This window comes from Leisingera sp. CC-HEC096, from assembly GCF_059429235.1.
Genome location: NZ_JCAIJS010000007.1, coordinates 1 through 14,596, shown reverse-complemented (window position 1 = coordinate 14,596; position 14,596 = coordinate 1). Strand labels below are relative to the sequence as shown.

12 protein-coding genes and 1 pseudogene are annotated in these 14,596 nt (G+C 64.5%); 8 read left to right on the top strand and 5 right to left on the bottom strand.

Translation table 11 applies throughout. The annotated features are described in order from the left end of the window. Positions 1–55 precede the first annotated feature (55 nt). From AC5STI_RS21400 to AC5STI_RS21390, 3 genes are read left to right on the top strand one after another with little or no spacing between them, the layout of a single operon-like run. On the top strand, positions 56–538 hold the full coding sequence (locus AC5STI_RS21400) for a Fur family transcriptional regulator (RefSeq protein WP_475054595.1): 483 nt from the start codon (positions 56–58) through the stop codon (positions 536–538). After that, positions 535–1,284 (top strand): ATP-binding cassette domain-containing protein, encoded by a 750-nt coding sequence (locus AC5STI_RS21395; protein WP_495448265.1) that lies wholly within the window; start codon positions 535–537, stop codon positions 1,282–1,284. The genes AC5STI_RS21400 and AC5STI_RS21395 overlap by 4 nt, the downstream gene beginning before the upstream one ends. After that, the gene (locus AC5STI_RS21390) at positions 1,281–2,087 is read left to right on the top strand and encodes a metal ABC transporter permease (protein ID WP_490400019.1); all 807 of its coding nucleotides are present in this window, start codon (positions 1,281–1,283) and stop codon (positions 2,085–2,087) included. The genes AC5STI_RS21395 and AC5STI_RS21390 overlap by 4 nt, the downstream gene beginning before the upstream one ends. A gap of 68 nt (positions 2,088–2,155) precedes the next feature. Here AC5STI_RS21390 and AC5STI_RS21385 read toward each other — a convergent pair whose 3' ends face one another. Then, complete coding sequence (locus tag AC5STI_RS21385; RefSeq protein ID WP_495448264.1) at positions 2,156–4,441, bottom strand: response regulator; 2,286 nt, start codon at positions 4,439–4,441, stop codon at positions 2,156–2,158. A gap of 18 nt (positions 4,442–4,459) precedes the next feature. Then, entirely contained in the window at positions 4,460–5,356 is an 897-nt protein-coding gene (locus tag AC5STI_RS21380) for a PhnD/SsuA/transferrin family substrate-binding protein (RefSeq protein ID WP_475054590.1), read from the bottom strand. A 409-nt stretch (positions 5,357–5,765) separates the two neighbouring features. Between AC5STI_RS21380 and AC5STI_RS21375 the strand changes: the two genes are divergently transcribed. The 4 genes from AC5STI_RS21375 to AC5STI_RS21360 all read left to right on the top strand — a co-directional run bounded on the left by AC5STI_RS21375 (position 5,766) and on the right by AC5STI_RS21360 (position 11,261). Further along, the gene (locus AC5STI_RS21375; protein WP_495448323.1) at positions 5,766–9,623 is read left to right on the top strand and encodes a PEP/pyruvate-binding domain-containing protein; all 3,858 of its coding nucleotides are present in this window, start codon (positions 5,766–5,768) and stop codon (positions 9,621–9,623) included. A gap of 145 nt (positions 9,624–9,768) precedes the next feature. Then, complete coding sequence (locus AC5STI_RS21370; RefSeq protein WP_495448263.1) at positions 9,769–10,005, top strand: type II toxin-antitoxin system ParD family antitoxin; 237 nt, start codon at positions 9,769–9,771, stop codon at positions 10,003–10,005. Beyond that, positions 9,998–10,300 (top strand): type II toxin-antitoxin system RelE/ParE family toxin, encoded by a 303-nt coding sequence (locus AC5STI_RS21365; protein WP_495448262.1) that lies wholly within the window; start codon positions 9,998–10,000, stop codon positions 10,298–10,300. Before AC5STI_RS21370 ends, AC5STI_RS21365 begins: the two co-directional genes overlap by 8 nt. A 49-nt stretch (positions 10,301–10,349) precedes the next feature. Beyond that, a complete protein-coding gene (locus tag AC5STI_RS21360) occupies positions 10,350–11,261 on the top strand; it encodes a MurR/RpiR family transcriptional regulator (protein ID WP_495448322.1) in 912 nt (303 codons plus the stop codon). Positions 11,262–11,270: 9 nt separating this feature from the next. Here the strand turns inward: AC5STI_RS21360 and AC5STI_RS21355 are convergent, their stop codons facing one another. The 3 genes from AC5STI_RS21355 to AC5STI_RS21345 all read right to left on the bottom strand — a co-directional run bounded on the left by AC5STI_RS21355 (position 11,271) and on the right by AC5STI_RS21345 (position 13,837). Continuing rightward, positions 11,271–11,705 (bottom strand): GFA family protein, encoded by a 435-nt coding sequence (locus AC5STI_RS21355; RefSeq protein ID WP_495448261.1) that lies wholly within the window; start codon positions 11,703–11,705, stop codon positions 11,271–11,273. Positions 11,706–11,772: 67 nt separating this feature from the next. Then, positions 11,773–13,047, bottom strand: coding sequence for a Vi polysaccharide biosynthesis UDP-N-acetylglucosamine C-6 dehydrogenase TviB (gene tviB / locus AC5STI_RS21350; protein WP_495448260.1), 1,275 nt, complete (start codon positions 13,045–13,047; stop codon positions 11,773–11,775). Positions 13,048–13,153: 106 nt separating this feature from the next. Next, complete coding sequence (locus AC5STI_RS21345) at positions 13,154–13,837, bottom strand: DnaA N-terminal domain-containing protein (RefSeq protein WP_475054577.1); 684 nt, start codon at positions 13,835–13,837, stop codon at positions 13,154–13,156. A gap of 554 nt (positions 13,838–14,391) precedes the next feature. Between AC5STI_RS21345 and AC5STI_RS21340 the strand changes: the two are divergent. Beyond that, positions 14,392–14,596: pseudogene (locus AC5STI_RS21340) on the top strand (AAA family ATPase); the annotation flags it as partial.

The window sequence follows — 14,596 nt, the reverse complement described above, 5'->3', positions numbered from 1 at the left end:
GTCATAACATTACATATCAAGAGCCAATCCTGCCCGCGCCCGGAGACCCCGCCCCATGGATTCCATTGGTTTTGAACCGCACGATCACGCCAGCTGCATTCAAGACGGCATCGCCGCCGTGGATGCCTATTGCCGCGCCAACGGCCTGCAATTCACCCCGGTGCGCCGCCGGGTGCTGGAGATCCTACTGCAGGAGCACCGCGCGCTGGGAGCTTACGAAATTCTCGACCGCCTGCGCGAGGAGGGCCTGGGCTCGCAGCCGCCAGTGGCCTACAGAGCCCTGGACTTCCTGGTGAAAAACGGGTTCGCGCATAAGATCGAGCGGCTCAATGCTTTCATTGCCTGCTCCCACCCCGGCGAGACCCACGCGCCTGTCTTCCTGATCTGCCGCGCCTGCGATGCGGTGGCCGAGGCGCAGCGCGAACCCACTCAGGGCCAGCTGGGCCAGGCTGCCCGCGACGCCGGTTTTGTGATCGAACGCGCGGTGATCGAGGCCGAGGGCCTCTGCCCCAAATGCCAGGAGGACGCCGCCGCATGAGCTTGATTGCTCTCGATAACCTGACGGTCCGGCACGGCGGCAATACAGTCCTGTCCGGCGTCAGCCTGGTGATCGAACCGGGTGAAATCGTCACTGTGGTCGGCCCCAACGGGTCCGGCAAGTCCACCCTGCTGCGCAGCGTCATCGGCGCGCAGAAACCGTCGCGCGGAACCATCCGGCGCGCAACCGGGCTGCGGATCGGCTACGTGCCGCAAAAGCTGCATATCGACCCGACTCTGCCGCTGACCGTGCGCCGCTTCCTCAGCCTGCCGGAACGGGTGTCCGACACCCGCGCCGCGGAGGCGCTGGAGCAGGCCGGCGCCGGTGATCTGGCGGCGCGGCAGATGTCAGGCCTGTCCGGCGGCCAGTTCCAGCGGGTGCTGCTGGCCCGCGCCCTGCTCAGCAATCCCCAGCTGCTGATCCTCGATGAGGCCACTCAAGGGCTGGACCAGCCCGGCTCCGCCGCCTTTTACCAGCGGATCGAAAAGGTCCGCCAGGAGCTCGGCTGCGCGGTGCTGATGGTCAGCCACGAATTGCATGTGGTGATGGCGGCCTCGGACCGGGTGATCTGCCTCAACGGCCACGTCTGCTGCGAGGGCGCGCCGGAGCATGTCGCCACCGCTCCGGAATACCGGGCCCTGTTCGGCACAGGCACCCAGGGCGCCTTGGCGCTCTACCGGCATGAGCATAATCACAGCCACGATCATGACTGCGCCCACAACCACACTCACGAGGCGGCGGAATGACCCTGCTTGACGACTTCCTGATCCGCGCCGCGCTGGCGGGTATCGGCGTGGCGCTGGCCGCGGCGCCCTTGGGCTGTTTCGTGGTCTGGCGCCGGATGGCCTATTTCGGCGACGCCACCGCCCATGCCTCCATCCTCGGCGTGGCACTTGCGCTCAGCTTTGATGTTTCGGTGTTTGCCGGGGTGCTTGCGACGGCGCTGGCGATGGCCACCACCGTCTCGGCGCTGGCCGGGCGCGGCTATGCGATGGACACGCTGCTGGGCGTTCTAGCGCATTCCTCCCTCGCCTTCGGCCTGGTTGCGGTCTCCTTTCTGCAAGGGGTGCGGATCGACCTGATGGCCTATCTGTTCGGCGATATCCTGGCTGTGGGCCGCGCCGACCTGGCGGTGATCTGGGGCGGCGCGGCACTGGTGCTGGCTCTCCTGTGGTGGCGCTGGTCCGCCTTGCTGACTGCGACGCTGAACCCGGACCTGGCCCATGCCGCCGGCATTGATCCCCGGCGCGAGCAGATGGTGCTGACCATCGCGCTGGCGCTGGTGGTGGCGGTCGCAATCAAGGTGGTAGGGGTGCTGCTGATTGCGGCAATGCTGCTGATCCCGGCCGCAGCCGCCCGCCCCTTTGCCGCCACCCCGGAGCGGATGGCCGCCATCGCCGCGCTGCTGGGGATGCTGGCCGCCACCGGCGGTCTGCAGCTGGCGTTTGTGCTGGACACCCCGGCAGGGCCCAGCATTGTCTGCCTGGCCGCCGCGCTGTTTGCCGCATCCAGCCTGACCGGGCTGCTGCTGCAGCGCCGCGGGGGCTGATGCCACCGGCACCCGCAGTTGCTGTCTTGAGGTAGAAACCCGCTGGCCTGCCGGGCAGGCAGCCCGGATCAGCTGCCGGTCCGCAGCAGGTCCGGGCTGCCCACCCATTTGCTGATGGCTTCGGTCAGCGCTTTCTTGTTGATCGGCTTGCTCAGGAAGTCGTCCATCCCGGCCTGCAGGCATTTTTCGCGGTGGGTCTGCAGCGCATTGGCCGTCAGCGCCACGATCGGGCATTTGCCGCTGCCGGTCTCCGCCTCGATCCGGCGCATTTCCGCGGTGGCTTCGATCCCGTCCATTTCCGGCATCATCATGTCCATCAGCACAATGTCCGGCCGCTCGGCCCGGAAGCGGGCCACCGCCTCCACGCCGTTGCCGGCAATGCTGATCGCCAGCGGCGCGTCCTTCAGCATCTTGGTCACCACCATCTGATTGGTGCGGTTGTCCTCTGCCAGCAGCACCTTCAGCCGCCGCCCCTCTGCAGGCAGCTCCGCGGCCGGCTCTGCCGCATCCGCCGTTTCCTGCGGCGGCCTGCTCAGCAGCCGGCTCATCACCTGGCGAAGCTGCACTGCCCGCACCGGCTTAAGTGCGAACTCGCAAGCGCCGATCGCCTCGCAGTCTGCCCGGCACAATGCGTTGTCAACCGACGACAGGATGACCAGCGGCACGGTTTCAAAACCCGGCATGGCCCGGATCCGGGCCGCCAGCTCATGCCCGTCCATTGTCGGCATCTGGTAGTCCAGCAGAATCACATCGAACCGCCGCCCGTCGAGCTGCGCATCCGACAGGATTTCCAGCCCCTCATGCGCGGACGCCGCCTGTGTGCTGGCCACGCCCCAGGTGCTCAGCCGCTCCGACAGGATCACCCGGTTCAGCTCCAGATCATCGACCAGCAGCACACTGAGCCCGGCAAAGCTGCGCGCGCCGCTGTCCCGCCGCGGCGCCGCCTTGGCACAGGCCTCCAGCGGGATCCGGATGGTGAACACCGACCCTTTGCCCGGATCCGACTGCACTTCGACCGAGCCGCCCATCAGCTCCAGCAGCCGCGCCGAAATCGCGAGGCCGAGGCCAGTGCCTTCGAAATTGCGGGTGGCCGCATTATCGGCCTGCTCAAAGGCGCGAAAGATCCGTCCGATCCTCTCCTGCTCAATGCCGATCCCGGTATCGGTGACCTGCAGTGTCACCATATGGCCGCCGTCCGGGGCCTGGCTGCCGGTCACTTCGATATAGACATAGCCCTCGCGGGTGAACTTGACGGCATTGCCCGCAACATTGGTGATGACCTGCCGGATCCGCCCGGCATCGCCTTCAAACACCTCCGGCAGAGCGGGGTCATAGCGCATGGTGACCTCAACGCCCTTTTCCGCCGCCTTGGGCGACAGGAGGGTGACCACGTCCTCGACCGCGGTCTGAAGGTTAAAGGGGGCACAGCTGAGCTCCAGCTTGCCGGCCTCGATCTTGGAGAAATTGAGGATGTCGTTGATGATCGTCAGCAAGGCCGATCCGGATTTGCCGATCGTCTCCGCATACATCCGCTGATCATCGTCCAGCTCGGTTTCCTGCAGCAGCTCGGCCATGCCGATCACCCCGTTCATCGGGGTGCGGATCTCGTGGCTCATGTTGGCAAGGAATTCCGATTTGGCGCGGTTGGCGATATCCGCGGCCTCGCGGGCCTGCTCCATCGCAAACTCGCGCTCATCACGCTCGGCAAAGGTTTCCTCCAGCACCCCGACTGAGAAATCCAGCGCCCGGAACTCCCGCGAGGCAAACCAGGGCAGCGGCTGCAGCGGGCTGCGCAGGCCGGAAATCGCATCCGACATCCGCTTGTGGATCATCTGCAAAGGGCGGAGCGCCAGCACATGCACCAGCAGCAGCACCAGCAGTGACAGCGCCAGCACCGGCACCACTGTCCAGATGATGATCTGGCGCACCTTTTCCGCAACCATCGCCTGGCCGTCACGGGTCGACCATTTCACCAGCATGGTGCCGAACGAAGCCCCTTCCAGCTCGATCGGCCTTTCATAGATCACCTGGCTGTCATCCTCCGCCGCATCAGGAGCCTGGGCCGAGGCCAGCAGCTTGCCCGATGGGTTGCGGATCTGGATCGACACGATCTGCGGCTTGCGGGCCACCGCCTCATAAAGGCCGGTTTCCAGCACCGGCACATCCTCAACGATGATCGCTTCCAGCATCAGCCCGCTCAGCAGCGACACCGTCAGGTCCGCCTGCTCGGTCAGCTGCTGCTCCAGCCGCTGCACCTCCTGGCGCTGCGCCAGATGGCCAACCGCAAAGCCAACCGCCGAGGCGGCCAGCAGCAGCGACAGCACGATCTGAAAAAGGATGCCTGTTCGTTTCATTTTTTCAATGCAGCGCTCTTAAAAGGCCAGGCTGCGCTCCATCGCCCGGCGGATAATGTCATAATCCTGATCGGCTCCCAGCAGAAACCCGTTCTTTGAGATCCGGCGCACTATTTCCTCGTTTTCCGAGGCCAGCATCACCTTGCGCATCGCCTCCAGGACGTTCTCCGGCATTTGCGACGACGCCAGCCACGGCTTGGTCACATTGTCAAAAGAGGCCAGAACCCGGATCGGCACCCCCTTGGCGACCAGCTTCTTATAGGTGCTCTCCTTCAGGGCGCCTGCGCTGTATTTTCCCGCGCCCACCGCTTCGCCAACCAGGTCATGGCGGCCGAGATAGGCGAACTCATGCAGGTCGGCGCTGCTGATGCCGGCGTCCAGCAGGTATTCCTGCGCCAAATAACGGCCGATGGTCGACAGTTCATCGCCAAAGGCAAAGCTGAGACCGGCCAGATCCTCCACCGCCTGCACGCTGCTGTCCTTGTGCACGACGATCACACCTTTGAACCGCTTTGCACCGTTCTTGGACTCCATCGCGACAATCCGGACACCCGGGTCTTCCTTCATCACATGCACATAGGACGCGGGGCCGAACCGGGCAAAATCCACCTCGCCGCTTGCAAGCTGGCGGATCCCTTCACCGTATTCTTTGGCGATCTTCAACCGGATCGACACCGGTTCGCCCAGCTCCTCGCTCATCCGACCGGACAGGAAGGACAGGAAAGGCTGGTACTTTTTGACCGTGGAAGTAGGTTTATCCGCCGCATAGGTGCCGAAAACCAGTTCGATTCCGGCATAGCCCGCCCCTGGGAACCAAGCTGCAAGGCAAGCTGACACAACAGCCGCCGGTGCTGCCGTCCGCAGCCGTGCTAAGAAAAGCTCAATGATACCAATGGTCCACTCAAAAACGTTCACGTTATTAGCCTCCTGACTGACATTGGCTGGCACAGCGGACGGGCCTTTACCCTTCGTTACATGCCCCATGGTTAAGAATACAATGTTAACGCACCTCCAATTCTCTATAAAATTTTGCGGTTCTTTTATTCTCCGTCCGCTATATTAACGGTTCAGTAAGATTTTCGTAATCTTTTAGGCAAATTCGCCATAATTCAGAATGCCCGCACGAACTGGCTCAACAGGAAACGCCGTGAAGAATACCACTTTGACACCCGCCCCCGCCGGGTCCCACCGCCGCTCAGCGCAAATCATTGTGTTAACGACACTTTTTTCAGCGCTCCCCGTCGCTGCCCTGGCCATACCCTCGCCGGAGCTGGTGATTGGCTCGGTATCTTCGCTGTCGCAGGTGCTGGCGGTTGGAATTGCCATGGTATCCGGCCTCGGCGCTGTTATTGCGGCAAAACTTGGTTTTACCCCCAAACCGGGCGGTTCGCCGCGTCGGTACCCGGTCAAGCTGATTTCTGTGCTGGTTCTGGCAGCAATGGCGCTGGCCGCTGGCAACTACTGGCAGTATTCCTCGCATGCGCAGGCCGAGCTGGCAAGACTGCAAGCGACATTGACCCGGCCGGCGCAGTTTGACGGCACCACAATCAAGGATGCGACCCTCAAGGAGACCAGCTTCTCCAAGCAGGAAAACCATCCCCTGGCGATGAGCACGACGGACGCCGCTGCGGCGCTGGAGGACGGCTCCACCCTCTTCTACGACATCCGCGAGACCGGCGAGAACGCCATGGGCACCCTGCCCGGCGCCACCCATATCCGCTTCCCGGACTTCCTGGAAACCCGCCCGGTGCAGCCGGGCCAGAAGGTCGTTCTGTTCTGCCACAACGGCAACCGCAGCTCTGAAACCTGCGCCAAGCTGGCGGCGATGGGCATCGACTGCAGCTTCATCGCCGGCGGTATCGAAAAGTGGATCGTCGAGGGACGCGACTTTTCCGACAAGGACGTGAAGACCCTCTCCGACCTGCGCGCGATCCCGGAATATCCGGGCCGGGACGTGCTGCTCAGCACCGATGATTTCAAAAATCTGCTGACCACCGAGGATCTGCAGATCGTCGACACCCGCTACCCGGGCGATTTCGCCTCCGGCCACCTGCCCGGCGCCGTCAACATCCCGATTCGCAAGATGACCACCGCCGACCTGATGGACCGCATCGCGGAACTGGACCCGGACAAGCCCACCATCGCCGCCTGCTATGACCGCCGCAGCTGCTTCATGAGCCAGGTGCTGGGGCTGGAGCTGTCGCAGAAAGGCATAGACTTCCGCGGCCGTTACACCCTGCCGTGGGAATACTTCGTCGCGCCCAAGCCGAAACCGCATGTGCAGGCCTGGCTGGCAGACCAGCAGTCCGGCCTGTGGGACAAGGCGATCTCGGCCCTGGCCGCCGCCCTCTTGTGGGTGCATGAGCGCAGCCATATCCTGCTGGGCCTCCTGGCGCTGTCGATCGTGACCCGCATCCTGGTGCTGCCGGTGGCGCTGAAATCCGAACGCGATCAGATCATCACCAATGAGACCGCGGATGAGATGAAGGCGCTGAAGGCGAAACTGGCCCATGACCCGGTGCGCAAGGCGCGCGCAGTGCAGGCGTTTTACGCCGACAAGGGCCTGACCCCGATGAAGAACCTCACCGCGCTCTTGTTCCTGCCGGTGATGATGCTGGGCGTCTCTGCCGCACAAGAGGCCAGCGCCAGCCTGCAAACCCCGTTCCTGTGGATGGCCGACCTCGGCGCGCCCGATCCGCTGTTCATCCTGCCAGTGCTGTTCTGTGCGCTCGCCGCCGTCTACCTGCTGTGGGCCGTGGCCAAGACCCCGCGCCAGAAAACCCTGTGGATGGTGCTCGGCATGCCTGCGCTCTTTGCGATGGTGTTCACCCTGACAGCGGCGGCCAACGCCTACCTCTGCTTCAGCCTGACCCTGCTGCTGGTGCAACGCGCCTACGTGACCGGCATGCACCGCAAGCTGGGTGAGGCGCTGGCCTTGCGCACCCACAAGCGCCGCCTTGCCAGGCTGCCGCGCGGCGTGATCCCGATGGGCTACACCGAAGAGCTGGAGCACGCCGGCAACAAGGCCCTGCGCCTGTCGATCCTGCGCAACGCGGGCCTGCCGGTGCCCGGCGGCGTGATCGTGCGTTCCGACGCGATCCACGACTACCGCGAAATGTCCGATGCAAAGAAAGACGCCTTCGCGGCACAGGTCTTTGCCCTTGCAGGCGGCAAACCGGTCGCAGTGCGCTCCTCCGCCAGCAACGAGGACGGCCACGACCAGAGCTTTGCCGGCGTCTTTGAATCGGTGTTGGATGTGACCGCAGAGACCATGCGCGCCGCGCTGGACGAAGTTGTGACCAGCTTCTCCTCCGAACGCGCCGCCAGCTACTCATGCGAGGGCGACAGCACCGACCAAGGCAACATCGTGGTGCAGGAGATGGTGCAGGCGGAATACGCCGGCGTCCTCTTCACCCAGGACCCGATGGCCCCCGGCATGGCGATGATCGAATGGGTCGAAGGCTGCGGCGAGGATCTGGTGTCCGGCCGCGTCACCCCGACCAGCTTGCGCTTTGGCCGCTACACCACCCTGCCTGCGTCCGAGGACCAGGACCAGACGCTGGACATGGCGCCGCTGCTGGCCCTCGGCAAACAAATCGAGGACACCTTCGGCTGCCCGCAGGACGTCGAATGGGCCTATGCCAACGGCCAGTTCCAGATCGTGCAAAGCCGCGACATCACCACTCTGTCGCTTGGCACCGAGCAGGAACAGACCCGTCTGGCCGAATGGCGCGATCTCTTGGACCGCTACGCCGATGCAGACCCGGACCAGACCATCCTGGAACAGGATGAAATGTCAGAGGTCCTGCCCCGCCCCACCCCGCTCTCCTTCTCGCTGATGAGCGAGCTGTGGGCGCCGGGCGGCAGCGTTGACCTGGCCTGCCGCGCCCTCGGCGTGCCCTATGGCCTGCCCGAGGGCCGCGACGGCCATCTGGTCAACCTGTTCGGCAAGACCTACGTCGATGTGGCGCTGAAACAGGGCATGACCCTGAAACTCACCGCCGCCAAGGCCAAGCAGCTGCGCAAACAGGCGCATCCGATGATCACCCGCTTCCGCAGCGAAGTCATGCCGGAGCTGCGAAACAAGCTGGCGATCTGGCAGGCCGTGGACTACACCGCCCTGCCCCAGGACAAGCTGCTGGAAGCGATCTCCACACTCAAGGACATGTTCATCCGCGAGGTCTACCTGGAGGCCGAAAAGATCAACATCCTGGCAGGCTTCACCATGGGCGAGGCAGGCACGGCAGCGGCTGGCGATCCTGCCCTGCGCGCGCACCTCATGCACGCGGAACTGCCCAATGCGCCCTCCAGCCTGCTGGCCTCCTGCACCGGCAAGGATGCCCAGGCCCGCGCTATGCAGCTGATGGGCCACCGCTCTATCTTCGACTACGAGCTGTCCTCGCCCCGCTACAGCGAGGCGCCGGCGCTGCTCCAATCGCTGCTCAGCAACACAGTGGAGCCGATCGGGTCCGTTCCGGTCCCGGCCAACCTGCCGGATGAGCTGGACGATACCATCGGCATCGCCATCGCCTATCAGGACCTCAAGGAACAGGCCAAGCACGAAGCCCTGCGCGTCGTCGCCGAACTGCGCCGCGCCCTGCTGGCTCTGGGGCAGATCAGCGGGCTGGAGGATCTGGTGTTCAGCCTGACCTTCGACGAGGTGCTTTCCGGCGACTGGTCTGCACCCGCACAGCTGCGCGCGCTGGCAGAGGCCCGCGCAGCCAAAGAAGAGCTGCGCAAGAAATCCGCGCCCACTGACGTCACCCTCACCCTGCGCGACTGCGAGCTCTTGTCGCTTGGCGCGCAGGCCCAAACGGGTGATGGCACCATGGGCGGCACCTGCGTCGCGGGCAGCGGCAACGCCACCGCCCGGGTGTTCTGGATGGAAGACGACAGCTGTATCGACCCTGCGGCCTTCGCAGACTTCCAGGACGGCGACATTCTGGTCTGCCGCATGGTCAACCCGGCCTGGCTTCCCTACGTCCAGCGCTCCGGCGCGGTGCTGTCCGAGGTCGGCGGCTGGCTCAGCCACATGGCCATCGTCGCCCGTGAAAAGGACGTGCTGATGCTGGTCGCCTGCAAGGGTCTCGACAGCCTGAGCCACGGCGAACAGGTGACCGTCAGCGAAGACGGCAGCATCCAGCCGCTGGAGGAAAAGGGCCTCAAGGCGGTTTCCGCCTGACCAAGGCCAGACTGGAACAAAGAAAAGCCCGCGCCAACTGGTTGCGGGCTTTTTTCGTAGGGTGGGCGATTCCGCCCACCATTCCCCTCCTCTTGCAAACATGACAAAGATTGCCATATCCTGTCCCAGCGAAAGGAACCCGCCCATGGCCACCATGAACGTATCCCTGCCGGACCGGATGAAGGACTGGGTCGAGGAACAGGCCCGCACCGGCACCTATGCCAACTCCAGCGACTACGTCCGCGACCTGATCCGCCGCGACCAGGCCCGCGCCACTGCCATTGCTGACCTGCAAGCCGCCATCGACGCAGGCCTCGCCAGCGGCCCGGCAGAGGCGATGACGGCGCAGGACTTCAAGGCCGCCATGCGCCGCAATGGCTGAGCCGCGCTGGCGGATCCGCCCCGCCGCCCGCGCCGATCTCGCCGCCATCTGGCGGTATGGCCTGGAAACCTGGGGAGAGGCTCAGGCCGATGCCTATGCCGACAGCCTGTTTGCCCTGTTTGATCTGCTGGCGGATTTCCCGGAACTGGCCCGCGAACGCCCGGAATTCACACCGCCCGTCCGCATTCACCCCACCGGCGCGTATCTGGTGATCTACCGGCTGGAACAGGGCCGCCCCGAAATCATCCGCATCCTGCACGCCCGCCAGGACCTGATGGCCTTCCTGTCGGAATAACATCCGTTTCACTCTTGTTATTTTCCGCACATCTGCTCTGATGCGGTGCATGGACCCGCATCTCGACCCCCGAAAAACCGTCCGGCTGCTCCAGCACCTCAAGGACCGGATGGACACCCTGCCGCCCAAGCTTAAGGCGGCGGCCAAATACGTGATCGACAACCCCGGCGACTTCGGCCTCGACACCGTGCGCACCTCGGCCGCGCGGACCGGCATCAGCGCCAATGGCTTTGTCCGCCTTGCCCAGCACCTGGGCTATGACACGTTCGAGGCCTTCCGCGCCCCCTTCCGCGCCGCGCTCACCACAACGCACGAGGCAGACCTCGGTCAGGACTGGCTGGACCGGATGCAGGACGAAGGCCCGGCAGGAAAACTGCAGGCCGCCGCCGCCCGCAACCAATTGAACATCACCTCCCGCTCCTTGCGGCTGATGACGGCAGAGCGGACTCAGGCCATCGTGGACGCGCTGCTCACCGCTCGCCGCAGCTATGTCACCGCCACCCGCTCCTCCTACGCGCTGGCCTATTACTTCCACTACGTCGGCCGCATGGCCCTGCCCTCATTGGACCTCGTCCCCCGCCACATGGGCGCCGCGCTGGACGATTTGCTGGACATCGGCCCCGAGGACTGCCTGATCGCGCTCACCTTCGCACCCTACTCCGCCGGCACCATCCAAGCGCTGCGGCTGGCGGGCGAACGCGGGGCCAAGGTGATCCTGATCTCCGACAGCGAGGTGATCGCCCCCGGCATCCGCACCGACCACGTGCTGGCGGTAGCCGCCAATTCGCTGCACCCGTTCGGCGCCATCGGCGGCGCGATGGCCGTGCTGGAATGCCTGCTCACCCATCTGATCGAGGCCGGCGGTGAAGACGCCCGGCGCCGGATCGAGGCCTATGACGCCCTGCGCCAGGACAGCGGCGCCTATTGGAGCGGCCCGAAACTGCCGCGCGTCGGGGGCTGACTCTTCCCCTCAAACATCCCCGTCAATGAACGGATTCTGGGCTTCCCACTCGTCCCGGGTTGCCCGCTTGTGATCGCCTCTCAGCCGCACCGCCGCCATCGCCCGGTCGGCATAGATCTCTGACCTCAGCGGCCAGTTCAGAGCGGCATCAAACAGCCCCGGCATCAGGTCATAGGGGCCGCCGTCCTCATCCACATCCCGCATCCACAGATGCGAGCCGCAGGTGCTGCAAAACGCCCTCTCGGCAAACGCCGAGGATTGGTAGCGCGAGACCGGCCCCTCGACCGCTACCGCCTCCGCAGCCGCCTCGAAACACAGGAACAGCCCGCCGCTCCAGCGCTGGCACATGCGGCAATGGCAGGCGCCTGGACGCGGATCATGCGCCCCTTCAACACGGATTTTAACCGCGCCGCACAGGCAGCGGCCTTGCAGAACATCACTCATCACAGACCTCCTCGCCGATACGGCAAGGTTACAGCATATCAGGTCTCAACGGGAGGTATCGCCCGGGTTAGAGCCGCAAATCCGCCTCTTCCGGCGCCAGCACGTACTTGAGGTCATAGACCAGCGCGCCCTCGGCCCCCAAGGCGCGGATTGCTTCCGCCCCCATCTCCCGGAACTCGGAATGCGCGACCGCCAGGACCACCCCGGCATAGGCCCCCTGCCCCGGCTCCGCCACCAGCGGAATGCCGTATTCCTCCTGCGCCTCCGCAGGGTCCGCGTGCGGGTCATAGACATCCACCGATGCCCCGTATTGCTGCAGCTCGCGCACCACGTCGATCACCCGCGTGTTGCGCAGGTCCGGGCAGTTCTCCTTGAACGTCAGCCCCATCACCAGCACCCGCGCGCCCGCCACCGACAAGCCGCGTTTCAGCATCGCCTTGACCATCTCGCCCGCTACATAGGCGCCCATGCCGTCATTCAGACGGCGGCCCGCCAGCAGGATCTCGGGATGATAGCCGAGCTGCTCCGCCTTGTGGGTCAGGTAATAGGGGTCCACCCCGATGCAGTGCCCGCCCACCAGACCGGGGCGGAACGGCAGGAAATTCCACTTGGTACCCGCCGCTTCCAGCACCGCCTGGGTGTCGATCCCCATCTTGTTGAAGATCTTCGCCAGCTCATTCACCAGCGCAATGTTGATGTCCCGCTGGCTGTTCTCGATCACCTTGGCGGCCTCTGCCACCCGGATGCTCGCGGCCTTGTGGGTGCCCGCCGTCACCACCTCGCGGTACAGCGCATCCACCCGCTCCGCCACCTCGGGCGTAGAGCCAGAAGTCACCTTCACCACATCCTTCAGCCGCCGCTGCTTGTCACCGGGGTTGATCCGCTCCGGGCTGTAACCGGCAAAGAAATCCCGGTTGAACGTCAGACCGGACCGCGCCTCCAGCACCGGCACGCAGTCTTCCTCAGTGGCGCCGGGATAGACGGTGGATTCATAGATCACCAGATCGCCTGGTTTCAGCACCCCGCCCACGATGGCCGAGGCCGCCAGCAGCGGGCTCAGGTCCGGGCGGTGGCTGGCATCCACCGGCGTTGGCACGGTGACGATGTAGATGGAACAGTCTGCAATCGCCGCCGGGTCCGAGGTAAAGCTCAGGTGCTCGGCAACGGCCAGCTCCTCAGGCTCCAGCTCGCGGGTCCGGTCCTCACCCAGCCGAAGCTCTGCAATACGGCCCGGATCTATGTCGAACCCGATCACCTCCCGGCGCTGCCCGAACGCCGCCGCCAGCGGCAGACCCACATAGCCAAGGCCAATGATACAGATCTTGTCCTGCACGCTGCTCATTCCGGGCTGCTCCTTGTTTCCGCGGGGCTTTTCCAGACGAGTCCCCTGCCCGCCCACATAAGCCCCTGCCCCCAAGGGGTTCAACCGCAGGCGCGAAGTTTCGGCCTCACGCCTCCACAACAATCGCAGAGACCGCGCCATCCACATCGCGGCACGCGGCCAGCAGCCGCGGCATCAGATGCGACATGACATAGTTCGCATGGAACCGGCTCGGCGCCTTCAGTACCAGACGGCCGCCTGCGCGGCTGGCCCGCTCCAACCCCTGGATCCACGACGCATAATTCGCCGGGTCCTCCGCGTGCAGAACAGCCTTGGCCAGGCTCCACTCGCTGCCGTCTGTCACGTCCGGCGCGGGCGGCGCCGCACCGGGCCGCAAGGGCACCACATTCGGCGCGGGCTCATCCGCCCCCTGCATCCGGTGCTCAAAGTCCGGGCCGACAGCCGCCCACCGCTCCTGCGTGTCCGCCAGCAGCCGCTCCAGGTCTATGCCGTATTCCGTGACCCGGCCGCGTGCGCCTTGGCGCTTCACCACCAGCCAGCCCATGCCGCGCAGCTTGGCCATCTCGCGCTTCACCGTGCGCTCGTCCACATCCCACAGCCGGGCAATCTCGCGCTGGCCCACCGCCAGTTCATCGCGCTGCCAATTGTAGCGCGCGGTCATCAATGTCATGAAGCGCAGAACCAGCTTCTGCGCCCCCTTGTCCTGGCCAAGCGCATAAGCCCCCATCGCCGTGAGGATATCGTATTTCAGCGCTGAGGCGTTGCGCCCCGCAGGCCGTATGGCAAGCATTGCTGCCCCCGTTTCTCCCTCCCCTGCCCTCCTGGGCCGGGATATGCTGCCTCATATCTTCCCGGCTGGTTTCCGGGAATTGCGCTGACCCGATTTGCTCCGAACTCAACGCTATTCGTTTGTTGTATCCGATTTGCGTCCGGAATTCCGATTCTGTCAAGCGCTGAGGGGAATTGAATTCAACCCCAATCCCTTTTTCGAAAGAAAAATTGGTATCTATGGTATGGGGGGACATGCAGTGTGTCCCCTATTCCGGCAGAAATGTCCCCCAATCTGCTGTGGCCGGGCCTGGGATGTCCCCCTAAATCTGGCCCTCAGACACTGGAAAAACCCAATGAAACGAATCGTTTGGCGGGACTGCCCCGAATCGCTCCGGCCCTTGTTTTCCTGGGCGTTCCGCAGATGTGTCCCCGCGGGGACAGGACGCTGATCCTCAACATATTAGCTTTTGCGTTTTTTGCAAATTCGGCGTAAATGAATATTGAGGCTGAATTAGCGTCCGCAGGAAATGGGCGCCGCCAAATAAGAACAACGTGTGAGACTAAGGAGCAGTGATGTTTACGCACGAAGACCTGTCCAAAATGCAGGCCCAATCTCTCAAGATGCAAAGCTGGATCCGTCAGCAGACCTTCTCCCCCGAAATGGAAAAGACCCTGCGCCGGTTCTCCTCCTGGGAAGTGGCGGAGCTGATCTTCCGCGTCAACCAGTCGACCCTGCGGGGACGCCTGGCCGCTGACCCCTCCCTGCCCCAAGGCCATG

Bases quoted from the DNA above. Each gene is read 5' to 3' on its own strand.
- AC5STI_RS21370 (WP_495448263.1), top strand. From the start codon at position 9,769: ATGGCCACCATGAACGTATCCCTGCCGGACCGGATGAAGGACTGGGTC.
- AC5STI_RS21355 (WP_495448261.1), bottom strand. From the start codon at position 11,705: ATGAGTGATGTTCTGCAAGGCCGCTGCCTGTGCGGCGCGGTTAAAATC.
- AC5STI_RS21365 (WP_495448262.1), top strand. From the start codon at position 9,998: ATGGCTGAGCCGCGCTGGCGGATCCGCCCCGCCGCCCGCGCCGATCTC.
- AC5STI_RS21375 (WP_495448323.1), top strand. From the start codon at position 5,766: ATGGTATCCGGCCTCGGCGCTGTTATTGCGGCAAAACTTGGTTTTACC.
- AC5STI_RS21345 (WP_475054577.1), bottom strand. From the start codon at position 13,837: ATGCTTGCCATACGGCCTGCGGGGCGCAACGCCTCAGCGCTGAAATAC.
- tviB (WP_495448260.1), bottom strand. From the start codon at position 13,047: ATGAGCAGCGTGCAGGACAAGATCTGTATCATTGGCCTTGGCTATGTG.
- AC5STI_RS21400 (WP_475054595.1), top strand. From the start codon at position 56: ATGGATTCCATTGGTTTTGAACCGCACGATCACGCCAGCTGCATTCAA.
- AC5STI_RS21395 (WP_495448265.1), top strand. From the start codon at position 535: ATGAGCTTGATTGCTCTCGATAACCTGACGGTCCGGCACGGCGGCAAT.
- AC5STI_RS21385 (WP_495448264.1), bottom strand. From the start codon at position 4,441: ATGAAACGAACAGGCATCCTTTTTCAGATCGTGCTGTCGCTGCTGCTG.
- AC5STI_RS21360 (WP_495448322.1), top strand. From the start codon at position 10,350: ATGGACCCGCATCTCGACCCCCGAAAAACCGTCCGGCTGCTCCAGCAC.
- AC5STI_RS21390 (WP_490400019.1), top strand. From the start codon at position 1,281: ATGACCCTGCTTGACGACTTCCTGATCCGCGCCGCGCTGGCGGGTATC.